The organism is Halalkalibacter alkaliphilus (assembly GCF_023555415.1).
Classification (GTDB): domain Bacteria; phylum Bacillota; class Bacilli; order Bacillales; family Bacillaceae_D; genus Halalkalibacter; species Halalkalibacter alkaliphilus.
Window position 1 is genome coordinate 109,945 of sequence record NZ_JAKRYL010000008.1, and the last position, 20,747, is coordinate 130,691.

Annotated in this window: 27 protein-coding genes; 23 read left to right on the forward strand and 4 right to left on the reverse strand. The window is 37.4% G+C overall.

Going from position 1 to position 20,747, the window contains the following annotated elements:
* Positions 1-18 precede the first annotated feature (18 nt).
* The 6 genes from MF646_RS09640 to MF646_RS09665 all read left to right on the forward strand — a co-directional run bounded on the left by MF646_RS09640 (position 19) and on the right by MF646_RS09665 (position 2,250).
* The gene (locus tag MF646_RS09640) at positions 19-162 is read left to right on the forward strand and encodes a hypothetical protein (protein ID WP_250096286.1); all 144 of its coding nucleotides are present in this window, start codon (positions 19-21) and stop codon (positions 160-162) included.
* A 10-nt stretch (positions 163-172) separates the two neighbouring features.
* On the forward strand, positions 173-385 hold the full coding sequence (locus tag MF646_RS09645; RefSeq protein ID WP_250096287.1) for a DUF1657 domain-containing protein: 213 nt from the start codon (positions 173-175) through the stop codon (positions 383-385).
* Between the two features lie 131 nt (positions 386-516).
* Positions 517-1,236 carry a DUF421 domain-containing protein gene (locus tag MF646_RS09650; protein WP_250096288.1) on the forward strand — a complete coding sequence of 240 codons (720 nt, stop codon included), beginning with the start codon at positions 517-519 and terminating at the stop codon, positions 1,234-1,236.
* Between the two features lie 57 nt (positions 1,237-1,293).
* Entirely contained in the window at positions 1,294-1,434 is a 141-nt protein-coding gene (locus MF646_RS09655; protein ID WP_250096289.1) for an FbpB family small basic protein, read from the forward strand.
* A gap of 47 nt (positions 1,435-1,481) precedes the next feature.
* Complete coding sequence (locus MF646_RS09660) at positions 1,482-1,622, forward strand: acid-soluble spore protein N (protein WP_250096290.1); 141 nt, start codon at positions 1,482-1,484, stop codon at positions 1,620-1,622.
* A 169-nt stretch (positions 1,623-1,791) separates the two neighbouring features.
* The gene (locus MF646_RS09665; protein ID WP_250096291.1) at positions 1,792-2,250 is read left to right on the forward strand and encodes a VanZ family protein; all 459 of its coding nucleotides are present in this window, start codon (positions 1,792-1,794) and stop codon (positions 2,248-2,250) included.
* A gap of 53 nt (positions 2,251-2,303) precedes the next feature.
* On the opposite strand, the gene MF646_RS09670 is transcribed toward MF646_RS09665, so the two are convergent.
* Positions 2,304-2,933 (reverse strand): TVP38/TMEM64 family protein, encoded by a 630-nt coding sequence (locus MF646_RS09670; protein ID WP_250096292.1) that lies wholly within the window; start codon positions 2,931-2,933, stop codon positions 2,304-2,306.
* A 227-nt stretch (positions 2,934-3,160) separates the two neighbouring features.
* On the opposite strand from MF646_RS09670, the gene MF646_RS09675 reads away from it, so the two are divergent.
* The 10 genes from MF646_RS09675 (at position 3,161) to MF646_RS09720 (ending at position 12,477) form a co-directional block, all read left to right on the forward strand.
* Positions 3,161-3,745, forward strand: a complete 585-nt coding sequence (locus tag MF646_RS09675; protein WP_250096293.1) for a copper resistance CopC family protein — start codon at positions 3,161-3,163, stop codon at positions 3,743-3,745.
* Positions 3,742-5,340, forward strand: coding sequence for a copper resistance D family protein (locus tag MF646_RS09680; RefSeq protein ID WP_250096294.1), 1,599 nt, complete (start codon positions 3,742-3,744; stop codon positions 5,338-5,340). The genes MF646_RS09675 and MF646_RS09680 overlap by 4 nt, the downstream gene beginning before the upstream one ends.
* Before the next feature lie 91 nt (positions 5,341-5,431).
* Positions 5,432-6,361, forward strand: a complete 930-nt coding sequence (locus tag MF646_RS09685) for a DMT family transporter (protein WP_250096295.1) — start codon at positions 5,432-5,434, stop codon at positions 6,359-6,361.
* A gap of 117 nt (positions 6,362-6,478) precedes the next feature.
* Entirely contained in the window at positions 6,479-8,815 is a 2,337-nt protein-coding gene (locus tag MF646_RS09690) for an AAA family ATPase (RefSeq protein WP_250096296.1), read from the forward strand.
* Positions 8,816-8,840: 25 nt separating this feature from the next.
* A complete protein-coding gene (locus tag MF646_RS09695; RefSeq protein WP_250096297.1) occupies positions 8,841-9,260 on the forward strand; it encodes an acyl-CoA thioesterase in 420 nt (139 codons plus the stop codon).
* A gap of 72 nt (positions 9,261-9,332) precedes the next feature.
* Positions 9,333-9,569: a small acid-soluble spore protein Tlp gene (tlp, locus tag MF646_RS09700; RefSeq protein ID WP_250096298.1), complete on the forward strand. Its 237-nt coding sequence runs from the start codon at positions 9,333-9,335 to the stop codon at positions 9,567-9,569.
* 275 nt (positions 9,570-9,844) lie between these two features.
* Positions 9,845-10,156: a hypothetical protein gene (locus MF646_RS09705; RefSeq protein WP_250096299.1), complete on the forward strand. Its 312-nt coding sequence runs from the start codon at positions 9,845-9,847 to the stop codon at positions 10,154-10,156.
* A 46-nt stretch (positions 10,157-10,202) separates the two neighbouring features.
* Entirely contained in the window at positions 10,203-11,033 is an 831-nt protein-coding gene (gene nadE, locus MF646_RS09710) for an ammonia-dependent NAD(+) synthetase (protein WP_250096300.1), read from the forward strand.
* A gap of 85 nt (positions 11,034-11,118) precedes the next feature.
* Positions 11,119-11,610 carry a DUF4352 domain-containing protein gene (locus MF646_RS09715; protein ID WP_250096301.1) on the forward strand — a complete coding sequence of 164 codons (492 nt, stop codon included), beginning with the start codon at positions 11,119-11,121 and terminating at the stop codon, positions 11,608-11,610.
* A gap of 3 nt (positions 11,611-11,613) precedes the next feature.
* Positions 11,614-12,477 (forward strand): PHP domain-containing protein, encoded by an 864-nt coding sequence (locus tag MF646_RS09720; RefSeq protein ID WP_250096302.1) that lies wholly within the window; start codon positions 11,614-11,616, stop codon positions 12,475-12,477.
* 155 nt (positions 12,478-12,632) lie between these two features.
* Here MF646_RS09720 and MF646_RS09725 read toward each other — a convergent pair whose 3' ends face one another.
* Complete coding sequence (locus MF646_RS09725; RefSeq protein ID WP_250096303.1) at positions 12,633-13,292, reverse strand: reverse transcriptase-like protein; 660 nt, start codon at positions 13,290-13,292, stop codon at positions 12,633-12,635.
* Positions 13,293-13,473: 181 nt separating this feature from the next.
* Here MF646_RS09725 and metA point away from each other — a divergent pair, with 181 nt between their 5' ends.
* The 4 genes from metA (at position 13,474) to MF646_RS09745 (ending at position 17,469) form a co-directional block, all read left to right on the forward strand.
* The gene (gene metA, locus MF646_RS09730; RefSeq protein ID WP_250096304.1) at positions 13,474-14,385 is read left to right on the forward strand and encodes a homoserine O-acetyltransferase MetA; all 912 of its coding nucleotides are present in this window, start codon (positions 13,474-13,476) and stop codon (positions 14,383-14,385) included.
* A gap of 237 nt (positions 14,386-14,622) precedes the next feature.
* Positions 14,623-15,840 (forward strand): EAL domain-containing protein, encoded by a 1,218-nt coding sequence (locus MF646_RS09735; protein WP_250096305.1) that lies wholly within the window; start codon positions 14,623-14,625, stop codon positions 15,838-15,840.
* A 112-nt stretch (positions 15,841-15,952) separates the two neighbouring features.
* Positions 15,953-17,119: an MFS transporter gene (locus tag MF646_RS09740; RefSeq protein WP_250096306.1), complete on the forward strand. Its 1,167-nt coding sequence runs from the start codon at positions 15,953-15,955 to the stop codon at positions 17,117-17,119.
* 146 nt (positions 17,120-17,265) lie between these two features.
* Positions 17,266-17,469, forward strand: coding sequence for a hypothetical protein (locus MF646_RS09745; protein WP_250096307.1), 204 nt, complete (start codon positions 17,266-17,268; stop codon positions 17,467-17,469).
* Between the two features lies 1 nt (position 17,470).
* Here the strand turns inward: MF646_RS09745 and MF646_RS09750 are convergent, their stop codons facing one another.
* Entirely contained in the window at positions 17,471-17,854 is a 384-nt protein-coding gene (locus tag MF646_RS09750; RefSeq protein WP_250096308.1) for a YppG family protein, read from the reverse strand.
* A gap of 15 nt (positions 17,855-17,869) precedes the next feature.
* Positions 17,870-18,304, reverse strand: a complete 435-nt coding sequence (locus MF646_RS09755; protein WP_250096309.1) for an Hsp20/alpha crystallin family protein — start codon at positions 18,302-18,304, stop codon at positions 17,870-17,872.
* An 89-nt stretch (positions 18,305-18,393) separates the two neighbouring features.
* Between MF646_RS09755 and MF646_RS09760 the strand changes: the two genes are divergently transcribed.
* The 3 genes from MF646_RS09760 to MF646_RS09765 all read left to right on the forward strand — a co-directional run bounded on the left by MF646_RS09760 (position 18,394) and on the right by MF646_RS09765 (position 20,700).
* Positions 18,394-19,329, forward strand: coding sequence for a dipeptidase (locus MF646_RS09760; RefSeq protein ID WP_275980267.1), 936 nt, complete (start codon positions 18,394-18,396; stop codon positions 19,327-19,329).
* Between the two features lie 59 nt (positions 19,330-19,388).
* Positions 19,389-19,673 (forward strand): iron-sulfur cluster assembly accessory protein, encoded by a 285-nt coding sequence (locus MF646_RS23560; protein ID WP_476729804.1) that lies wholly within the window; start codon positions 19,389-19,391, stop codon positions 19,671-19,673.
* A gap of 295 nt (positions 19,674-19,968) precedes the next feature.
* On the forward strand, positions 19,969-20,700 hold the full coding sequence (locus MF646_RS09765; protein WP_250096310.1) for a SurA N-terminal domain-containing protein: 732 nt from the start codon (positions 19,969-19,971) through the stop codon (positions 20,698-20,700).
* The last annotated feature ends 47 nt before the right edge of the window (positions 20,701-20,747 follow it).

Consider the following 20,747-nt stretch of genomic DNA (forward strand, 5'->3'; position numbering starts at 1 on the left):
GAAAGTGAGGTAGATATGATGGGTCGTCAGAAAAAAGGAAATGCAAACGCACAAAGAAACAACAACGCTAAAAAACACGGAAAAGATAATCATCCTGAAACTGGATATGAAACATACGCTGAGCAAGAAGCACAGAAAATGAACCGAAATCAACGTTCCTAGGAGGGATAAGATGACTGTTCAAACACAAATGCAACAAGCAATTGCCTCAGCGCAAAGCGTTCAAGCAAGTTTAGTGCAATTCTCTCTCGAAACAGAGAACCAACAGGCGAAACTGTTGTTCGAGAATTTAGCAGAGCAGCAAAAGAACATACTTACATTACTTGAGGGTAGATATCAACAAGTTTTGCAAGAAGAACCACAATTTAAGCACTCGAATCCCTGATAAATAGAGGTTGTCTCAAAAACAAGTTTCAGCTTATGTTGAGCATACCCTGTGCCTCATTACGAGTAGAGACACTTATGAGGCAACCTCTTTACACCATGTATAAGAGAGGAAGAACGGAGGAGTTTAGATTGTTTGACTTTTGGCTAGGAGCTGAAGGATTGCCGGTTTACGGTCATATGATAAGAGCCATCATTGTGTACTTTTATATTTTTCTTATCGTTAAAGTGTTAGGACAGCGTTCAATGAGCTCTATTGATGCGCTTGACTTTATTTTTGGTGTTGTTATTGGTGATATACTAGGAGAGCCATTAACGGATGGAGAGCTTCCTCTAGCAGGGCCTGTTGGAGCTGCAGCGATGATTGCTGGATTACATCTATCTTTATCTATGTTCGCTTTAAAAGCACCGCGATTTCGCAGGGTCATTGAGGATGAACCGATTATCTTAATGGAAAAAGGAAAAATTCTACATAAGGAGTTGAGAAAAGCTAAAATTACGTTAGAAGCCTTTTTGATGGACTTACGATTAAATAATGCGAGCGATTTGAACGAAGTCGATTATGCGATATTGGAGATGAATGGTTCAATAAGTGTAATTAAAAAATCAAATTATGATAGTGTCACTCCTAAAGATATGCAAATGAATGTGCCTTCGAAAGGGTATTCCTCTGTGTTAATTGAAGATGGAAGAATTATTGATGCAAATGTTGAAAAGTTTGGTACTTTAGAATGGCTTAGAGAACAAGTACACAAACATGGCTTTGCAAACCCTAGAGAGATCTTTTTAATGACCGTTGATGAAACAGGTCAGATTTATACGAGTCCTAAATCAAATAGCACTGAATCCTAATGTATAAAAACACTTCTTTTTAGCCACAATGGTAAAAAGTTAAAGGAGTGTTTTGTCATGAGAAGAGTCAGAAAATTATCATTTGAAGAATTAGTTAGAGAAAATAAAGAAAAGTTGCTAAGAGATAAAGAGGCTTTAGATCGTTTGGAAGAAAAATGGGAGCGAAAAAGAACGTCTGTTAATCAAATGGAGATATGAATAGGAATGCTTTTTAGAGGTAACCTATAGATAGGGAGGGGTTACTTATGAAAAGCACAAAGTCAAATTTCGCTCAGTATCGACCTGACCATTTAGGTACACAACCTGTAAAATCGAAGGCAAATAATGGGAAAAAAATGGCTCAAAAAAGCAACGAACAGCCAAATTACGTTCCTCCTAAAGGATAATAACTAACTACTATCCCTCAGATTAATTTCTGAGGGATTTTATATAGTTTATATTTCGAAATATTGCGAAAGTTATAATTGAAGAAAGTTGTCGATAAAAATTGCTTGTCATATAGGTGTATAAACGAAATAATGGAGTAGGAATGATGTCAGCAGGGGAGTGTAAAACATGAGACATCAAAAGTTAATCTTTACTACGTTATTTCTCTGTTACTTAATTGCTTTGTTTTATGTAACGCTATTTGCGTGGAATTATGGTGCTTCCCTAGGACCAGCTGGACCAGGAGGCAGAAATTATAACTTAATTCCATTTCGAAGTATATATCGTATCGCTGTTTTTAGCCCCCAATTGGCAGATCCTATCCGAATATTACTTGGCAATGTTGTCTTATTTATGCCATTAGGATTTCTTTTGCCCGCTATTTGGTCCAAGGCACGTCGGTTTGGTGTGATGATTGGGATTGGCTTTTCTATTTCATTATTTATTGAAGTAAGCCAGTTTCTATTTACTCAAAGGGTTGCAAATGTAGATGATTTAATTTTAAACACGTTGGGTGCGAGTATAGGATTATTCATTTTCTCAATAGTAAGATGGGTTAAACGAAGAACGGTATATATTCATACATAAAAGGCGGCCGATTGATTCTCTAAAAGGGAGAAGTTCAATCATGGCCGCCTATTTTATTTTCTCGCTTGTGGAGTATAGCGATTAAATAAACGAAAGAAGAAATAAACAATCAATAAAAAGGATCCATAAAAAACAGTAATATAAAGTAAATCACTTGGGTTTGTCACAAGAGTATTTCCAACAGTTGCGAACAATATCATCGATGGCACTTTGCCTAAGGAAGAAGCAATGCTATAGCGCATAAAGGAAACACGACTTAAGGCAGAATAGATATTAACAATGATCGATGGGATTACAGGGATGAGCCTAGTTAAGAAAATGGTCATAAACGCATTTCGTTCAAAAAGGACGGTAACTTTAGATAACCGTTCATAACGGTAAAGCCATTTCTTTCCCCAGTCCTGATATCCGTATCTGACAAATACAAACATAATAATCGAAGCAAGTGATGACCCAATCCATGTAATTAAACTCCCAGCTACTGGACCGTAAGCTGCACCAAGCACACCTCCGATGATTGGATATGGAATGATTGGAAACAATGCAAAGAATGTAGCAAGAATTGATGTAACTAACATATATTCAGTACCGCCTTGGCGTATCCATTGGAGTAATGACTCCCCATATAAATACATCAAAACAGCAATTAATAAATAACCTATAAAGACAAAACTTTTTCTCATTTCACCCTTCCTTTCTCCACCGTTTATTTTCTCATATTGTTTGTAAATTTGTCTCGGTTTTCTTTTGTCACTTTCATGAACCTTTTTTAATATACTGTGGTGGTTAGCCTTGTTAAAGTATAGGCTACCATTAGTAAAACGCCTATCATTTTCTCTTTTCGAAAAGGTACTTATCTGCTAAAATAGGAAAAACAAACAGGATTACTAGGAAAAAAGGTGGAATAAATATGAAAAAAGTAAAATGGTTATTCGTTATGTGTATGGCATTACTTTTGTTTCCTCTCCATGTAGCAGCCCATTCCTATGTTACAGAATCCTCTCCAGGTGATGGGGAAGTAATAGAAGAGGCAGTTGAACAAATTGTGCTTCACTTCAATGCGGGAATAGAACGAGTCAGTACCGCTACGGTTTATAATGAAGATGGTGAAGAGATTGAAGTAGAAAATATTGACGTTGAAAGTCCTGATTTAACGATCTTTCTAGTAGAGCCTCTGTTGCCAGGTGAGTATGTAGTAGAGTGGAGAGCTTTAGGAGAAGATACTCACCAGACGGAAGGAAGTATCTCTTTTGAAGTATTAGAATATGAAATAGAAGAAGAGGCATTGGAAGAACCTCCAGAGACAGAAATAGATGAAGTGGCCATTGATGAGGAAGAAACAACAACGGATGTAGTGGATGAGCCTAATGTGGCTGAAAGTGACGAGGTCGTAGTGGAGTCTTCAATGGAGCGATTCCTATTACCAATCGTTTTTACTGGTGCTATAGCTGTGCTAGTTATCCTATTATTATTAATTAAGAGGTTTCGTAAATGATTGATTCAATTGCGAATGTGTTGCTCTACACTTGCTTTTCTCTCTTAATGGGCTTCTTATTCCTTTACGCCCTTCCAAACCAATATCGACCTAACTTATTAGAACCTAAGAATTTGATGAAGGGCATAATTATCCTCATACCGGTCCTTCTGCTTGTTCCAGTTATTCGAGTTGTGCTAACTCTTTATAAACAATTTTCCGTGCCGCTCTTTGAAGCAATAGGCACGGTTGTTTTAGAATATTCAACGGGTCAAGCCTTTGTTCTTTCTTCTATTATTTCGATCATTCTCATTGCATACTATACAAACCTAAAGGGATCATGGATAGCAGTCCTATTAGTCTTACTTCTCATTGTTTTAGCTAGTTGGTCAAGTCATGGTGCAGCAGTTGCGGGGATGTTTGGATTCATTGGAAACACACTTCATCTAGTTGCTGTTTCTATATGGATCGGTACCTTAGCCGTTGTTGGCTGGTTTGCCTATGATTGGAAAGACCCGAGATTATTTACACGTTGGTTTTCTGCCGTAGCGTTTGCGGCTGTTGCTATCATCATTGCCTCTGGGTTCATGCTAATGGCAGCGATTGTTCCTGAATATGTGCAATCTTGGTTATTAACATATGGTCAGTTATTATTAATAAAACATTTATTGTTCTTGCCACTATTGGTATTTGGCTTACATCACTTTTTATTAGGGATGCGCAATGCCGTTGATAAGGTCAAGGTAACGAAGTCATTTCGAATTGAATCAATGATTGCGTTGTTGGTGTTTGGAGTCTCAGCGTTTATGACCGAACAAACTCCTCCACATGAAGTGGCACAGACGCTTCAAACTGAATCTGTTTCACCACTGATGCAGCTATTTCTCACCGGACCTATAAGCATTGGTGCTATTACCTTGTCTGTCTCAATCTTATCGATTAGCTTATTTGTTCTTGGTTTCTTCGTTTTTATTTATGCGACATGGATTCTAATTAAGTCATTACATGTAAATAAGTCTGTATTTGCTTTTGCGGTAAGTATTGTATTACTTTATTTAACATTGATGTTTAGTGTAGAAATTGGAGGATACGAGCAGGATGAAACGGTGTATTCATCTATCAAAGAAGCTGTTTCACAGACGTATCAGCCAGGTGCAAACATTGAAGTATTAGTAACAGAACAACATGAAGAAGAGATTTACATCGTATATACAGTTAATCAACATGATTTAGTAGCTGAAAAAGTCATTCATGTTGATGGCGGGTACAAACGTTTACCGGCTGCTATGTTGACGATCGGTGGAACGGCTGTTGTTGACGAAAAACAAAAGATTCGAACGTTTCGTGTTCAAAGTGGAAACTGGCATGATGATCGGTATGCACACACATATGTCACGTTTGGTATGATTCAAGACCCAATTGACGTGGCGAGAGTGCAAATTCACTATGAAGGTGGTTCATACATTGCCCAATTAGAACAACAAACATTCTTAAATGTTGTATCTAGTAATGAGAATTGGGCTGATCAACATCCGATCGATTTCCTAGCAGAAAATGGTCAAGTGATTGAAACATATTCACGAAATGTGATGGAGGAAGGAGTTTACTGCCACTAACGGCTGTAAACTTCTTTCCATTTTTACAAAACGCTATTTCGCTTATCGAAATAAAGGAGTACAATGGAAAATAAAAAAAGGAGAAGAGAAAATGGAGAGAAAAAAGCAGTGGATGGTCTATGGAATGTTAACCGTTGCGACAAGTACGTGGGGAAGTGCTTTTATTGCTGGGAAAATTGCTATTGAAAGTTTTGAACCTGCAACCATATCCTTTTTACGTTTCTTTGGAGCAGCGTTGCTTTTGTTTCCAATTATGTGGCTAGTGGAAAAGGATATTCCGAAACCAACGAGAAAAGACTGGGGAATGTTTGCATTGCTCGGACTAACTGGAATTGCCATTTATAATATATGTTTCTTTTTAGCGAGTAAGCATGCGCCAGTGATTAAAAGCTCCTTATTCATTGCAGCAAACCCCATGCTTATTATGCTCTTATCAGGAATCGTGTTAAAAGAGACAATCACGAAAAGAAACATCATTGGACTTTTGCTTGCATTTGCTGGAGTTGTGACGATTATTACAGAAGGAAATATCATGGCATTGGTTCGTTTTCAATTTGAACCTATTGATTTCATCTTGTTAGGAGCAGTAATAACATGGGCATTGTATAGTGTGCTTGGTCGGATTGTTCTTAGAAAGTACAGTTCGATAGTCTCAACGACGTATGCAGTAGGATTTGGCACGTTGTTTTTGCTTCCTTTTTCATTGTTTGAGAAACCATGGGAGCATGTTGCAGCAAGTACATGGGAAGCTTGGTTAGCAATTGCGCATATGAGTGTATTTGTGACAGTTCTAGGTTTCATTCTCTATTACTACGGAATTCAAAAAATCGGTGCAGCGAAAGCCTCAATCTTTATCAATGTTATGCCTGTATCTGCTGTGTTAATGGCTACAATCTTCTTAGGTGAAAAGTTAACTGTAGCGACAATAATAGGAGCTTTCTTTGTTCTATCAGGAGTATACGTTGGAACATCTGTGAAACGTAGAAAGGAAGGTCACATCAAACATGCAAAGACCGGATAATAATGATAAAATTGAAGAATGTGATTTTTGGGGCAAACCCTTAGTAGTCGAAAATTACTGAAATAGGTTGGGACTTTATCTATTTTAGTGCTTCGTTTTTAAGAAAGTGGTGTAAATATGTTACGAGATCGCTGGACGAACGAACAAATAGAAATGTGGCTTGACCGAATGGAACAGGGAAAGGAAGTGTTCCATGAAGGAAAAGTTTGGGAAATTCTTGAACAATTTGATCACACAAATGGTGAAGGTGACGAAAAGACGAAACAGTACAGGTCAAAATTGCTTGCGCTGCTGGCTCATACTAGGTACAAACGAGTGCAGAAGGTTGACCACTTAGTAGAACGTTGGGTGAGGGAGGCATTGGAGCTTGATCACACGAATGCGTTAGCCCATCAGTTAAACGTTGAGACATTCTATGAGTTTTTATATCGTATTCCGATTCCTAACAAATTCCCGCCTATTCGGGAAACCGACCATGGATCTGCTAAGAAAAAGACAGCATATGAATACCATAAAATTGCTGAAACTTTTTTTCAATATGTAGATCAGTACAAGGACCAATGGCAGGTTGTTAAAACGTCCCTTACTTATCTCGAGGACCCAGGTCGTTTGCGCGAAATTGAGCAGGTTATTCGCTTTTTTGATCATTTACAAAAACCGTTCCAAACGATACAATCTGCTACAGCTGAATATGCAAACTCGTTAACTGGCGTGTATTATTCAGCTGCACAATTTAAACAAATTCTTCAAGCAACAAAAGAGATTGAACAAGTTAAGGAAGCATGGACAGAGCTTTTTCCTTCAAAAAAGGTAGTTCAAGAACAAGAGACAGCGTTAGATGAATTACACCGATTGATAGGTTTAAATGATGTGAAGGATAGAGTGAAACAGCTTTACAAATTTTTGCATTATCAAAAAGAACGTCTGCGTCAAGGGTTTCAATCAAAAGATGGTATAAACTTACATATGATCCTTTCGGGAAATCCAGGGACAGGAAAAACGCACTTGGCAAGATTGATGGCTAAAATATATTATGAACTTGGCTTATTAGAGCGGGATGAAGTGTACGAAGTAGACCGTACTCAACTCGTAGGAGCTTATGTTGGTCAAACGGAAGAAAATACAAACAGAGCGATTGAGCGTGCTGCAGGCGGAGTCTTATTTATTGATGAAGCATATAGCTTAAAAAGAGCTGGAGCAGCCGGCAATGATTATGGTCAGACGGCCATTGACACACTCGTCTCAGCTATGACAAGTGGAAAGTATGCGGGAACCTTTGCCGTCATTTTAGCGGGCTATCCAGATGAAATGCGAACCTTTTTACGTTCAAATCCAGGTTTGAGAAGTCGATTTCCTGATCAAAATCAAATAGAAATAGAGAATTACACAATAACAGAACTGCTTCAAATTGCTGAAAAAATAGCTACAGATAATGATTATATTTTAACGAGTGGAGCAAAGCAGGAGTGTCGGAAACGAATTGAAAAAGCACAAGTTGATGAATCATTTGGTAATGCAAGAGCAGTGAAAAATATTATTTTAGATGCTATTTTTCAAAAGGGATCTACGATGTCTTTAGAACACCCACAAACGGAAGACTTTATTCTTCTGCAGGCAGGCGATTTTAAAGAAGAAACCGATCAATCAAGTGGTCAATCAGCTAAAAACGAGTTAAATCAACTTATTGGTCTTGAGCAAGTAAAAAAAGAAATGACACAGCTTACTTCATTTGTACAAATTCAACAGATGCGAAGAGAAAATGGTCTTCAAGCATTACCCCTTCAGGTACATTCTGTCTTTACTGGGAACCCAGGAACAGGGAAGACGACAGTAGCAAAGCTATATGCTAAGTCGTTAAAGGAAATCGGTTTGTTGAAACGAGGACATGTCGTAATCGTGTCTCGCGCTGATTTGGTCGCAGGATATGTTGGACAAACTGCGCAAAAAACAAAAGAAATTATCAAGGATGCTTTAGGCGGAGTCTTATTTATCGATGAAGCTTATTCACTATTAGCTGAGGGGCAAGGCGACTTTGGAAAAGAAGTAGTAAATACACTTGTGCAAGAAATGACAGAACATGAAGAAAACCTTGTTGTCGTGTTAGCAGGATATGGGAATGAAATGCAACGTCTCCTAGATAGCAACCCTGGACTTCGTTCACGTTTTAAGAAGCATATTCATTTTGATGACTATTCCAAATCAGAGTTAGTTCAAATGATCGAAAGGCGTGCTGACCAAACGGGTTATCATCTGACAAATGAAGCAAGAGATCTGTTAAAAGAACAATTGACTGAAGAGGGGCACCCTGGAAATGGCCGCTATGCTATGGATTTGTTTGACCGACTCGTCCAAATTCAATCATTACGCCTCGTTGGCTTTGATCGGGTGAACATGGAGCAGTTAACTGCAATTGAGCAAGAAGACGTAGAGAGGCTTAGAAAAGAAGGAGTATAAAACAGTATTTTGGGGAGGGATACATTTGTTTATATCTACAAGGGAAATTCAAGTGCTATACGCTGATACGGACATGATGGGGGTGATCTATCACGCAAATTATTTAAAGTATTTTGAGCTTGGTCGTGGTGGCTTAATAGAGGATGTGGGCTATAGCTATGTAGGGATGGAGGAACTGGGTTTTTTTGCACCGGTATACGACGTAACCGCTACGTACAAAAAGCCAATTCGTTATGGTGATCGAGCGTTCGTAAACACATGGGTCGAGTTAAATGATGGCTTAAAAACAGTCTACGGATACTCTATTGTTAATGAACAAGATGAAATTTGTGTAGAAGGTTCAACGACTCATATCATTGTAAAGAAAGAAACGTTCAAGCCGACTGCTTTTAAGAAGGCTTTTCCAGACTGGTTTCAAAAATATGAAGAAATTAAGAAAAAATAAAACAAGGTGAATAAGCCTACAGTCGTTATCCATACTAAGCTTGCAAGTTATTTCAATAAAAGGGGTAATGACATGGCTAAACCAGATAACCGTAATGACAACGTAGAAAAGCTTCAACAAATGAAAGAAAACACGGAGCATAATATTGAGGCAGCTGAGGAATCTGTTGCTCATACAGATATGACAGAGGCTCAGAAAAAATCTGTGAGAGAGAAGAATGAACGCCGTAAGGAAAGCATTCAAGGATTTGAAGCTGAAATGGCTGATGAAATGCAAGCAAGACAAAACGGCTATCAAGACGAGCAATAATGGCATGGAGAAATCGCTTGGGAATACTTTTCCAAGCGATTTTCTTGTATGTTAATAGCAGATAAGGGTAACAGAAAGCAAAGAGTCAAAAGCTACTTAATTTATAATGTCAATTTATCTAACAAGAAATATTTTTAAATGGCGAAATTTGGTCTAACTTCGGAAGTTAAGACTAATTTGCCTCACAAGTCCAATTTGATAAAGAGGTTGATCGATGTAAAGAGGGGAAATGGTGTGCTATAATCAACCCAAACAATTCTAAAAGGTGATTATGTATGGCTTTTGGATTAAAAAGAAGAACTCTAATAGAGTGGAAGCGGCTAGCTGAGCAAGGGGAGATTGCTTTTTTAACTCACTTCTGGATAGACGAACGTTTTCCAGGTTGTACGTCTGTTACAAAAGTAGCTTGTGCCGATATTTCTAAGCTTGAAAGTTGGGGAGCTCGGTATGGGTTAAAGCCGGAATGGATTCATCGCAGGGACAAGTATCCGCATTTTGATTTACTTGGAGAAAGGCAAAAAGAGATTTTAAGAAAAGAAGGCTTGGAAGAACAATTATCCAATCTAGGGCACGACTTCCAACAATAGCAATTTCATTGTTATAATAAGATATAAGTTGATAGGAGGATATAATATGGTAACGCAACAGACAATTATTAGTGATTTACAAACAACGTCATCGATTGATCCAAAAGAACAAATCCGTACAAGAGTAGATTTCTTAAAAAGTTATTTATTACATACTGGAGCAAATGGATACGTGCTCGGAATTTCTGGAGGACAAGATTCTACGTTGGCAGGGAAGTTAGCCCAAACAGCGATTAATGAGCTTAATGACGAACATCCGGATAAAACATATTCGTTCTATGCTGTTAGACTTCCATATGGTGAACAACAGGATGAGCAAGATGCACAAGATGCCATTCGCTTTATTGAACCAACAAAGGCGATTACGGTAAATATAAAGGCTGCTGTGGATGCATCTGTAGAAGCATTTAAGGCTGCTACAGATGGAGAACAGCTTTCAGACTTTAACAAAGGAAACACGAAAGCCCGTGAACGTATGAAGGCCCAGTATGATTTAGCAGCCCATTACGGCTGTCTAGTTATTGGGACAGACCACGCTGCTGAGGCAATTACTGGGTTCTTCACAAAGCACGGCGATGGCGCGTGTGATATCGCACCATTATTTGGGCTAACAAAAAGGCAAGGAAAAGCTTTGCTTATGGAACTAGGAGCACCTGAACATTTATACAAAAAAGCTCCAACGGCTGATTTAGAAGATAATAAGCCTGGTTTACCTGATGAGGTAGCATTAGGAATGACATACGAAAATTTAGATGATTATTTGGAAAACAAAGAAGTAGAACAAGACATTGCCTCAAAGATTGAATCCCGTTACGAGAAGACGGAGCATAAACGTCAGCTACCTGTTACAATTTACGATTCTTGGTGGAAATCATAAGTCATAATTAATCATTGTCGATCATAACTTAATTCGAGTGTCTTTATAATGTTTTTTTAGGATAATCGGTTAAGGAGAGAGATTGATGAAAAGGAAAGTTGTATTGTTATTTGGATTATGTGCGTGTTTAGTGTCTCTTGTTGGAGTATATAATTTCTTAGATTTTGGCACAGAGGCATCTCAAGCTCAAACAATCGTTCAACAGTCAAACGATGAAGAAGCTGCCCGTGAAGTGAATGGTGTAAAAATAATGTTAAATGGCATTCGTACAGAAGAATCGTCGCAGTTAGATAGCCATTACGTTATTATAGATTTAGAATTATTCAATAACAGAGAGACAGTTTATGAATTTTCAACATTTAAAATAACATTAGTTGATGAAGAGAATTTTGCACATGGTGTAACTACACAGGTTGAAACAAAGGGAATACTTGGCGGACAATTACATCCTGGAAGAACAAACCGAGGAGAAGTGGCATTTCTAGTTCCAAAGGCAGAAGAGTATGAGCTTGTTTATACAGATCATTTGCGAACAGGACAAGTTACGTGGAAAGTAAATGTTAATGAGGATGAGTAAAAAATGAATGGACCAAAAAATAGTGACCTACATATGCATTCAACTGCATCAGATGGAGGATATACACCAGCCAAATTAATGGAGAAATGTAAAAAGGCTGACTTAGAAATTGTTTCTTTAACGGATCATGATAGTGTTGAGGGCATTGATGAAGCAATTAGAGTAGGGAAAGATCTTGGGATGCAAGTCATTCCAGGTATTGAATTCTCGACAAAGTACAAAGGGAAAAGTGTCCATATTTTAGGATATCAATTCGATTGGAATGATCAAAATTTACGATCATTACTCTCTAATCAGAAGCAGCTGCGAAGGGAGCGGCTTGATACGATCATTCAACGTTTAGAGGCTGTTGGTTTACATATTCAAGCGCAGGATGTGTTAAAGCATGTTGATGGAGGCAGTATAGGAAGGCCGCATGTTGCAAAAGCGTTAATCGCAGCTGGATATGTTTCAGACGTTGCTGAGGCTTTTGAACGTTATTTAGCAGAGGGCAAACCATGTTACGTGGAGAAATCACAAGAAATGACAGTTCAAGAGGCGATTGATTGGATTCATCGAACTGGAGGAGTCGCTGTTGTCGCACACCCTGACTATTATGGAGTTGATCACGATTTGATCGACTGGGTTAGAAACTGGGGGTTAGACGGAATTGAGGTGTATCATCGTGATCATGACAAAGATGCTGTAATACGTTACGAGAAGCTTTGTGATGAAATTGATGAACAGCTAGGAATAACACTACTACGAACAGGTGGTTCTGACTTCCATCATGAAGACTATGGAAGGGTCCCGGAACCTTTAGGTTTAACAAGACTAGACAATCATTTTGCTGAAATATTATTACAAAGAAATAAAATTAATAATTAATTTTCTCGGGAAAAAGGTGACGATTGCTCCGTTTGTGACATATCGCGAGTGTAATCCACGCCCCTCAAGGCTTTTAAAGAATATACCGACTCCGCTCATGGCTTAGGGGGTCCCAAAAGGTTATTGACCTTTTGGGACCCCTTTTCATGAGTGAATCATACTTTTTCAATGACGCTCTCAATTTTTGTCCCTTGAAGTGCTTGAGTAGCCAGTTGATCTGCTTCTTTATTTAAACTTCTATCAATCAATTCATATTCTAACGTTAAGCCAAGCTTTGAAGATAGTTCTTCAATTCGGTCTAACCATTTACTATAATGTTCTTCATAGCAAGGCCATTCACCTGATGCTTGGTTCACAACAATCATGGAATCAGAATGAATGTGAACTGTTTGGTGATGAACATCCATCTCTTCTAACTGTCTAAGTAATCGATAAAGAGCTGCATACTCAGCTTCATTGTTATCTTCTAGAAGGTCAAACGTATCATTGAACCTCACTCGCCAGTTTTTATTATTTTGTTTATAGTATATGGCGAGGCCGATTCCGGCATCTCGAGTGTTAACGTCGAATCCACCATCAATGTATGCATGAACATCATGAGGTTCTGTCTCAAATTGCTTCAAAAATTTCGTTAAATCTTTTTTCGTCCAGGTTGTATCATGATCATCTAAATACTCAATGCTTTTTAACCGTCCCGTTTTTTCTAGATCATCACCTACCATTAAGGCAGATGCAACAGTCATCCAGTCAGACTTCATAAAAAAAGACTGTTTTGTTTTTGCGGGCGAGTAGTACCATTCTAATCGAATTTTCATGAAATTCACCTCATTTAGGTAGAGTTAGATAATTGCAGAATTTCTTTTTTCGTGATAAGTTAAATTATCGAAATGTTACGTTATTTCACATGGTTCTATGATTTTATCATGAATACGAACAATTAAAACAATGTTTTTCTATACAAGTAGTATACGCATTCGAAAAAGGAGTTCATGCATTATGCCAATTAAAATCCCAGATCATTTACCTGCAAAAGAAATCTTAAATGAAGAAAATATTTTTGTAATGGATGAGAGTCGTGCGTACTCTCAGGATATTCGCCCATTAAAAATTGTTATTCTTAATTTAATGCCAATAAAAGAGACAACAGAAACTCAATTGTTACGGTTACTTGGGAACAGTCCTTTGCAAGTGGAAGTTTCTTTTCTCTATCCGACTACGCATGTTTCAAAAAATACGTCTCACGAGCATCTCTATGAATTTTATAAAACATTTGATGAAATAAAAACAAAGAAATTTGATGGTATGATCATTACGGGTGCTCCTATTGAAATGTTAGATTTTGAAGTCGTTGATTATTGGGAAGAGCTGCAAGAAATTATGAATTGGAGTGTCAACAATGTCACCTCAACTCTACATATTTGTTGGGGGGCACAAGCTGGTCTTTATCATCATTATGGAGTGAATAAGTATCCATTAGAAGCAAAGAAGTTCGGAGTATTTTACCATTCGATTGAGAAGCAAAATGTTAAATTGCTACGTGGATTTGATGATGAATATTTAGCACCTCATTCAAGGCACACCGAAGTTCGAAAGGAAGACATTGAACAAGTAAATGACCTTGAGGTCTTAAGTATGTCAGATGAAGCAGGAGTTTATATTGTTGCTTCAAAAAATGGAAAGCAAATTTTTGTAATGGGTCATTCTGAATATGATGTCTGTACATTACAAGAAGAATATGAGAGGGATAAGGAAAAAGGGTTAAATATCGATATGCCTTATAATTACTTCCCAAATGATAATGATCAAAAACTTCCTCGTTTACGTTGGCGGGCTCATTCCAATTTGCTTTTCTCAAATTGGTTAAACTATTACGTGTACCAAGAAACTCCATACGACTTAGGAAAATAGTTCACAGAAGGGGGTGTCTCAAAAGGTCAAAAACCTTTTGAGACATCCCCTTACTTACTTAGAGTGAAAACGGATAAGACAAAAACTCTTATTAATTTTTATTGGTTGTCTGTTCTCACTTATATATCTAAGCTATGATATAATAAATTTGCTATTATGATCGGGTATATATATAAGGTTAGGGAAACGAAAGGCTGTACTTAAAAGGAACATGTCTTTTGAGTGGAGGTGTGTGGAATGGATCCTTTAGATATTATGATGAATAAAGAACGGGTAATTCCTTATTATCAGCCAATCTTTAGTGCTGATAAACAACTTGTAGTTGGATATGAGGTCTTAGCAAGACTTCAAACAAATGAAGACGATAAAAGTTTAGGATGGTTTTTTCAAGATAAGAATATTCCAGATGAATATCGATTAGAATTAGATGATCACATCCAAAGGCTAGCTCTTGATCAATTTATTACAACGGATCAGAAATCATATTTGTTTCTTAATTATGATACGTCAATACTATTAAAAGATAATGGTGAGACGTTTATTAAATGTTTGGAAGCCTATCAGCAAAAAGGCTTAAAACTAGAGCAAATTGTCTTGGAGTTAAAAGAGGATGACGTTGCTGAGTATTTCTATGACAATAAGCATTTTTTTTATTATATTCAAAGTTTTGGATTTAGGCTTGCTCTCGATGACGTCGGTCATAATGGCAGCAATTTGGATCTAATAGCTATGTTAAAACCGAACATTATTAAGGTCGATGTGGCATTTATGGAAGATGAAGAATTCCCGCATTTGTATTCTGAAGTTCATCAATCGCTTTCCATGCTTTCTCGAAAAATAGGTGCAACGTTGCTCTTTGAAGGAATTTCGAATTTTAATCAACTTAATTATTCATGGCGCAATGGTGGTCGTTATTATCAAGGATACTATTTGAGATCACCGAACGCTACATTTATTGAACCTGATTGTTGCAGAGAGAAAATGCAAAAGGAATTTCAACATTTTATTGTTTATGAACGCAAAAAAATGCAATCGCAGTTTACTTTAACAAATAAGTTAACGATGCAGTTGAAACAGACGATGAAAACCATCAGTCCCGATGACACGTATGATGAACTGATAACAAAAGTGGCAAATGATTGTGATCGCTATGCATTCCGTATTTATGTGTGTGATGCAGAAGGGTTCCAACAGTCGTCTAATGCAGAAAAAAATAATGAAAATAAGTGGGTTTTAATTGAAGAAGGGCGCTTTAAAAACTGGAGCTGGCGACCTTACTTTCTTGAAAATATTGTTCGGATGAATATTGAAAAAAGAGGCTTTTTATCAGATCTATATACGGATATTGAGCGTGATGAGAGAATTCGTACTTACTCATATCCGATTACAGATAACTTATTTTTATTTCTTGATATTCCATATACGTATTTATTTGAACAAGAAGGATTACTTTGAGAGTTAGTCTGATTTAGTTGGAATTCACAACTAGATCAGACTTTATTATTGTCAATGATCACTATATGAACTCTATGAAACTATTGGTGTATCATTGTTAAGGAGGGCTTGTATGAATCACCGCTCGGTTTACCGTTTAATGGCTTATCTCTTTTTTGCTCATTCTACGATTACAATTATTAATGGCTATATCCCGGTATTCTTTAAATCGCAAGGGCTTACAGGTTCACAGGTTGGTTTACTGATGGCAATTGGCCCATGTGCAACGATTATTGCACAACCTATGTGGGGATATTTAAGTGACAAGTATAAGAGTATTAAGAAGATGATATTAATTGCCTTAATTGGATTAAGTGTTACCACGATTACGTTTATGTTTGTGAACACGTATGCAGGATATTTAGTCATGATGTTTATCTTGTTTTTCTTTGTTTCACCAACGACTGCATTGGGTGATTCCCTTGCTCAAAAGACATCGGTTCAGAAAAAAGTTAGCTTTGGACGAATTCGGTTATGGGGGTCGTTAGGATTTGCGATTACTTCGCTTGTTGTTGGCTATGTGTTAACATGGATAGGTGTCGAAAAAATAATGTTACCAATGTTATTCATGGCTTTAACAGCATTAGCAGTAGCTTTCTCTATTAAGGATGTACCAGGAACCAATAAACCTGTAACCGTATTAGATGCTGTGAAATTAACAACAAAACCTTCGCTCTTTTTGTTCTTGCTTTTGGCATTTTTCATCTCTGTGTCACATCGAGCGAACGACATTTATCTTGGACTTTATATAGTAGAACTTGGCGGACCTGAAGCTATGATTGGCTGGGCATGGTTTGTCGGTGTAATAGCTGAAGCACTAATATTTGCTACAACTGCTTATTGGTTTAGAAAATGGTCTCCATTAACATTTGTCATTCTTGCAGGTGTACTTTACGGTGCACGTTGGATATTGATGGCATTCGTTGAAAACCCATGGTGGATCCTCCCAATCCAATTGTTACATGGATTAACGTTTGCTGTATTTTATATTGCTGCCTTTCAAATTATTAATAAATTAATACCTGAACATTTACTAGCAACAGGTCATGTCCTTTTTATTACCGTTATCTTTGGACTCGCGGGAATTATTGGTTCTTTGTTTGGAGGTTTCGTTATTGAAGCCACTTCAATCCCGACACTTTATTTAATTGGTGCAGGGAGTGCTTTTATTGGTTCGATCGGTCTTGTTATTTTTCAAAAAAAAGCAAGTTCCAATCATAAAAATGAGGTGTCTTTTTAATAAGACACCTCCTACTTTAGAAAATGAAAGGATGAGTTAGTTTGAAGATTATTCTAACGGAACGCGCAATTGATTTTTTTAATAATACGGATGTTCATGAAAAAGCCATTCGTGTTAGAGCCTATGATACGTTTGAGTGAAGTACGATGGTTGCGTACGACCTCACTCTGGATGAGTCGAGGCTTAATGATTCACAAAAGGAGTTAGAAGGACTCACTTTTGTTTACGATGACAAAACAATTGAAGAAATTGGTGCATTTGTAAAAATTGATTACGTTCCTTCGCAAGGGCTTAAAATGATTAATGCTAATCAAACGCTAGCTTATGCTTTGCAACTAAAAACATTGTAACTTACTTCTTAGCAAAGAGGCTTCCAATTGTCTTAACTATAGGTGAAGCTTGATGAACTGTTTTGACAACTTGGTCAACGGTGCTTACCGTTTTGCCCATATCAAATTTCCCGCTTTCATTCGTAAATGCGGATTTGAAGAAAGAAGGCTTATTTGGTTTATAGCCAGGGTGTTTGCCCATTCCCATACCAGGTGGAAACGGTGGTCTCGGTCGGCCCGGACCTTGCTGCATTGGTTGTATAAATCCATTCATCTGATGTGGTGGTTGATGATGAAATGGTTGTTGGCCAAATGGAGAGAATGGCTGTTGATATTGTGATGGATTGTGAAATTGTGGTGGCCTTTGCCCCATTGGACGCTGATGATTTTGATTAGGTTGAAACATTCCTAATCTACCTCCTTATTCAATTGGTATTTGTTTACGTTTGTTAGGAATAATGATTTGTAATAGACCATTTTTATAAGTGGCTTTAACCTCTTGTTCATTAATGAAAAAAGGCACAGGAATGACTCGCTGTCTCGTTTGTGTTTGGTTGACTCGCTCTGTTATTCCACTTTTATCATCTATATATTCAGAGCGTTCGTCCTGTGTGACCTGAATTCTGACTGCTTGGCGGTAAATATCTAGGTTAATTTGGCTTTTGCTAACACCAGGAAGTTCAGCTTCAATGATTAAAGAATCATTCGATTCGAAAACAGTAGTAGGAATAGGTGGCAAAAATAACGGATTATCATTAATATGCTGCATCGTATTTTGAAAAAAGCCATCTATAGTCTTTAAAATGTCTTGGTAGTTTTGAGGAAGTTTTTTTGACCAAGGTTGTTGATCTGACATCTTTGTCACCCCTTCTTAAGAGATTATTAGTATATATATATGAGAGAAAAAAGTAATGGTGCAGGCAGAATAATTAAAGGAGGGATTATATGAGAATAAGAATTATTGATTCCCATTGTGATGCGTTGTTAAAATTGTGGGAGCATCCAGAGCGCAATTACTTGACTGATGTTGATATTGATGCAAATGTCGAAAGGCTAAAAGCAGGCAATGTTCATGTTCAACTATATGCTATATTTGTTGAACCGTTTATTAAACAAGATCAGAAGTTTCAGGTTGTAATGGAGCAAATAGAAATCTTTTATGAAAAGGTTTTGAAATCTAGTTCTAGTATACGTCATATCAAAGAATGGTCAGATTTATCCTCTTTAAAAGAAGATGAAATTGGAGCAATCTTGACGCTTGAAGGTGTAGATGCAATTGGTGATGATTTAACAAAGCTTTCTATCCTATATCAATTAGGTGTTCTATCAGTAGGATTAACATGGAATCAAGCAAACCTTTGTGCTGATGGTGTAGGTGAACCCCGTGGAGCAGGTCTCTCTACTTTGGGGAAAGAACTTGTATGTTTGAACAATGCAAACAAAGTGCTGACCGATGTTTCTCATTTAAGTATTAATGGTTTTTGGGATGTGATGGAATTAGCCAAATATCCGGTTGCCTCTCATTCTAATGCTCGTTATATTTGTGATCATCCAAGAAATTTATATGATGAACAAATTCAAGCACTCGTACAAAAACAAGGGTACATTGGACTCGTGTTCTGTCCAGACTTTGTAACTAGCAATGAATATGCAACAATTAAGGATCTTCTGTTGCATGTAGATCATATGTGCAGTCTAGGTGCAGAAAATTATATTGGGTTTGGCTCTGATTTTGACGGAATTAGTAACAAAATAATCGATTTAGAGCATAGCGGGGTATATGGAAACTTAATAGAGGAATTAATAAAACATTATTCCGCTTCTCAAGTTCAAAAATTTGTAAGAGGTAACTTTGAGCAATTAATAACTCGAATTGTATGATTTTCTTACAAGCTTTTAGTATACTTAATCTTAAGTAGTAGAAATGGGGTGAAACAAAGGTGAAAATTACAGATCGAGCAAAGGATTTTCTTGTAGAAACAATGAATGAACATGGATTAAATACAGTTCGTGTTGTTTTTGCTGGCATGGATTGAGGAGGTCCTAAATTAGGCCTGGCTCTGGATGAACCAGCAGAATCGGATCAACAAGAAGTGATCAATGGAATAAATGTAGCTATTGAAAAAGACATAGTACAACAAGTAGCAGACTTGACTCTTGATTATCAAGAATCAGAAAGTGGAGCTGGTCTTGTTATGCTTGGCGGTGACCAAGACTGTTGTTAATGATGGGAGAGGTGTCGCTTTGGCCCTCTTCTTTTAGTGAGAGCAAAAAGTTAGTATTTTTTAGTCCCTTCTTTAGGTACGTTTTTTTTTACATAGTTTTTCAAATAACTTAGAGCTGGAATAGATGGACCTTGTCATAACGAGTGTGAATGTGTTCAGCAATTTCATAAGTTCTCATAATTGCCTTCGATTTTGGTGATGCCAATAGGTAATTAGAAGGACTCACACTGAAATTGAATTATTTTTATGTTACAATAACCAAAGGTTTTCGAGATGAGGAAGGAGTTTGATTGAATTGAAAAAATTTATAAGAGGAATTGGTATTTGTGCACTAGCATTTGGACTAGCTGCCTGTGGAGGAGATGAGGAAGCTGCACCAGAGGAGCCAGTTGCTTCTGAAGAGCCTGTTGAAGGCGAACAAGAAATGGATTCATTTATCGATACATCGGACATCCCTGATGTAATTGCAATTGTAAATGGGGAAGAGGTAGACAGAGAGATTTATGTCTCTACGTTAGAGCAAGAAGCGATGCAGCTTGCTATGCAAGGAATTGATGTTGACAGTGAGGAAGGTGCTGCCTATTTAGATCAAGTGAAAGATCAAGTTCTAGATAGAATTATTAACTCTATTCTAGTTACCCATGCTGCAAATGAAGAAGGAATTGAAGCAACAGAAGAAGAAATTGACATGGGTGTAACAGACTTAATGGCACAGTTTGGTCTTGAATCTGAGGAACAGCTCCAAGAACTATTAGAAGCACAAGGTGTTGATATGGAAGAGCTTCGTGCTGATGTTGCTGAAAACGTGAAGAGCAATAAGTACGTAGAGCAAAAGGTTGCAGAAATTGAAGTTTCTGAAGATGAAATTCAAGCCTTCTATGATGAAGCTATTGCAGCTATGCCGGAAACAGAAGAAGCAGAACTTCCAGGTTTAGATGAAGTGCGTGGAGAAATTGAACAACAGTTGCAAATGGAAAAGCTTCTTTCTAATTTGAGAGAAGAAAGTGACGTAACTGTTAACGTGTAGAACCAAAAACAGAAGACTCGAACGAAGCAGCTGATTTTAATTGGCTA